This window comes from uncultured Caballeronia sp. (assembly GCF_964243625.1).
In the GTDB taxonomy this organism is placed as follows: Bacteria; Pseudomonadota; Gammaproteobacteria; order Burkholderiales; family Burkholderiaceae; genus Caballeronia.
On sequence record NZ_CAXTGZ010000693.1, the window covers coordinates 1 to 3,055 of the forward strand.

At 57.2% G+C, this 3,055-nt stretch carries 4 protein-coding genes; all 4 read right to left on the reverse strand.

Going from position 1 to position 3,055, the window contains the following annotated elements; translation table 11 throughout:
• Positions 1 to 208 (reverse strand): aldehyde dehydrogenase family protein (locus ACFFAR_RS29425; RefSeq protein ID WP_375509033.1); only part of this gene is annotated, 208 nt, incomplete at its 3' end.
• 54 nt (positions 209 to 262) lie between these two features.
• Positions 263 to 1,417: an iron-containing alcohol dehydrogenase gene (locus tag ACFFAR_RS29430; RefSeq protein ID WP_375509034.1), complete on the reverse strand. Its 1,155-nt coding sequence runs from the start codon at positions 1,415 to 1,417 to the stop codon at positions 263 to 265.
• Entirely contained in the window at positions 1,414 to 2,442 is a 1,029-nt protein-coding gene (locus ACFFAR_RS29435) for an amidohydrolase family protein (RefSeq protein WP_375509035.1), read from the reverse strand. Before ACFFAR_RS29435 ends, ACFFAR_RS29430 begins: the two co-directional genes overlap by 4 nt.
• A 67-nt stretch (positions 2,443 to 2,509) precedes the next feature.
• Positions 2,510 to 2,902 carry a BON domain-containing protein gene (locus ACFFAR_RS29440; RefSeq protein WP_375509036.1) on the reverse strand — a complete coding sequence of 131 codons (393 nt, stop codon included), beginning with the start codon at positions 2,900 to 2,902 and terminating at the stop codon, positions 2,510 to 2,512.
• Positions 2,903 to 3,055: the final 153 nt, after the last annotated feature.

Genomic DNA, 3,055 nt, shown 5'->3' on the forward strand with positions numbered 1-3,055 from the left:
CGCCCATGGCCGCCCACGCGGGAAAGGCTTTGGCAGCGGCGTCGATAGCGCGTTGCGCGTCGGCCTCGCTCGATGCGGGGATGTGCGCGAAGACCGTGTTGTCGTACGGATTCATGTCTTCGAATGTGGCTTCAGTAGCTGCCGTAACCCACTCACCCGCAATCAGTTGACGATATTTCTTTGTTTGCATCGTTGAAACGGTTTCCATCTGGATTCCTTATTCAATACGAAATTTGTTCCGTCGCCGCGTGAACAACGGACGCTATATTTTCTTTAGCGAGTTACTAAGCATCGTTGAGTAGTCTGCGGTTGTCGGATGAGCGGGTGCGAAAAGATTGAAGTGGCTGGTATGCGCGGCGTGTGCAAGCGCCGGTATATCGTTCGCCAAATAACCCAGCTCGGCGAGCGTCGAGGGCAGCCCCAACTCGCGCATTAACTCGGCCACGCCTCGCGCAAGAGACATGGAAGCCTCCAATCCCAAAGCTTGGCTGATTTGTGCTGTTTGCGCGGGTCTGTCGACGGCGGTGAAATCAAGTGTCGCGACGAGGCCAATGCCACTCAATACTCCGTGGTGAAAGCCTTGATCACTGCATGACAACGCGATTGCATGAGCGGGCCCCAATCCCATTCCAATCGACACGCCGCCCGCGTAGGCGGCCATCATCATTTCCGCGCGAGCGTCAGTGTCGTCTCCGTTAGCTACAGCGCGTCGCAAATAACGGCCGACGCGCGCGATTCCATCGATTGCGATCGCTTTGCCAAGCGGCACGCTCTTGGTCGACAAATATCCTTCGATACAGTGCGACAACGCGTCAATCCCGGTCGCCGCGGTAAGGCGGCTGGGCAAGCTATGTGTCAGGTCGGGGTCAAGAATGGCGACGCGCGGCACCAGATGGCGGGAATGCATCCCAACAGACGCAGTCGCTGCATCGGGGTGGATGCCGGAGGAGGGTGACGCCTCGCTGCCTGTGCCTGCTGTAGTGGGAATGACGATCAGCGGCGCGCCCTCGATGTGCGTAACATTCGGCACGCCCGCGTAGTTAGCAACGGAACCGGGATTCGTTGCCAACAACGCAATGAGCTTTGCGGTATCGATAACCGAGCCGCCGCCGAGCGCGATTACTCCGTCGCAGGCTTCGCGCGCATAGAGCGCCGCGCCGCTGTCGACATCCGAAAATAACGGGTTTTCTGTCACCTTGTCGAAGATAACGACTGATGTCTTTCTACCGCAAGCAGCAAAGATTTTTTCGGCAAGACCGGCTGCCACTACACCGCGATCTGTCACTAACAAAGGCCGCTGGACGTTTAACGCACAGAGCTCGTCCCCGAGCAAGGCGACCGCATTCGGGGCGAACAACGTACGCGGCAGACAGAGCGTGGATACGATCGGCGCGGGGCGTCCCGCCAGCGCGCTCATGATTTGCCGATGCGCTGCGGGCGCATCAGTTTGAGGGCGTTGCCAAGATAGAGCTTATCGCGCTCCTCCTCGCTCAGTCCGAGATCGTCGATGGATCGTATGCCCTCGCGGATAAACATCGGTCCGCCTTCGGGGTCGAACGGGCAGTCCGAGGCGAATGCCACATGATCGACGCCAAAGAAGTCGAGGCCGCACCGCAGTGCTGAAGCAGAGCCGCCCAGCACCGTGTCGCCGTAGAACATCTTGAAGTATTCGATGGGTGGTTTCGAAAGGCGTTTGAGAACCTCGGCTTCGCCGCCGTCGGCGCTACGGCTGCCGAGTTGCGCCCAAAGGGACTCCGCGCGTCCGGCGAAATACGGCAGCATGCCGCCACAGTGGTGCGTGATGATACGCAACGCCGGCAACTTTTCCAGCAGGCCGGAGAAGACCATGCGCGACATCGCGACAGATGTTTCGAAGGGCCAGCCGAGCACCTGCCAGATTTCATATTCCGACCGGTCTTCGCCCTTATAGTCAGATGTCGTTCCCGGCCGAAACGGATGCATCCACACGGGCAGATCGTGTTTCGTGGCCATCGCTTTAAAGATCGGGAAGAACTCGGGATCATCCAGCGGGCGGCCGTTTACATTGGTGACGACCTGGACTCCCCGAGCCCCGAGTTCGCCGATAGCGCGATCCATTTCCTTGAGCGCGGCGAGTATGTTGTTCATCGGTAAAGCGGCGACGAACACCGGGAACTGCTCAGGCCAGCGCTTGCATATGTCAGCCATTGCGTCGTTCGCCACGCGTGCGAGGGCCGGTGAGCTGTCAGGACCGCCTAACATTTCCGGCGAAGGCTGGCTTAAGGTCAAAACCTGAGCCACATCCGGAAACTTTTCCGCAAGCATAGCGGCACGAGCCTCTAGGTCCCATAGCATGCGCAACCCGGTCATGCGTTTGACGATACCCGCATCCTTGGAGTGTGCCTTGACGAGCTCGAAATACGCAGGAGGCAACACGTGGTTGTATATATCGATCTTTTTCAACTTGATTCCTTGGAACGGATTCGATCAGTTGCAATGCAACCTTAGTCGCTTTAAGTGTAAGGGCGCGTCACGATCCCATCGTGGGCCGGATTGCTATCTGGTTGATGACTGAAATAACACCTTTAACTCCCTTAGCGACTTCGGCTGCTTGGTCAGCCTGCGTCTGACTCTGCATATACCCTTGCAGCGTCACGTCGCCGCCACGCACATGAACCGTCACGTCGGCAATATTTAATCCCTTGCTTCGGGACAGTGCCCGGCGCACGTCGTTTTGCAGGCTTTGGTTAGCCTGCTTCTCTGCTTTTTTCGTGACTTTCGCGTTGGGCGGAGCCATGTCTGGCTGCGATGAAGTTATTCCTTTAGACGGTTCTGAAACGCCGCCGGCATCACTCGACTGAGCGTGTCCATTAAGCGATATCAGCGCGACTAAAAAACCACAAGTCTTTTTGAGTACTGTCATTTTTGTCTCCGTTCTTTTCATGTACTTGCTTTACTCGCCAGTGTCCGAACATTTCCGGCGATCGGACAGATGCCAAATCTATCTGGCCTATGCTCGGGCGGCATAGGCTTGCTCGAGTGAGCGTTAAAAATGGCGAATGTAGACGAGAAGTGA

Bases quoted from the DNA above. Each gene is read 5' to 3' on its own strand.
- ACFFAR_RS29430 (WP_375509034.1), bottom strand. From the start codon at position 1,417: ATGAGCGCGCTGGCGGGACGCCCCGCGCCGATCGTATCCACGCTCTGT.
- ACFFAR_RS29440 (WP_375509036.1), bottom strand. From the start codon at position 2,902: ATGACAGTACTCAAAAAGACTTGTGGTTTTTTAGTCGCGCTGATATCG.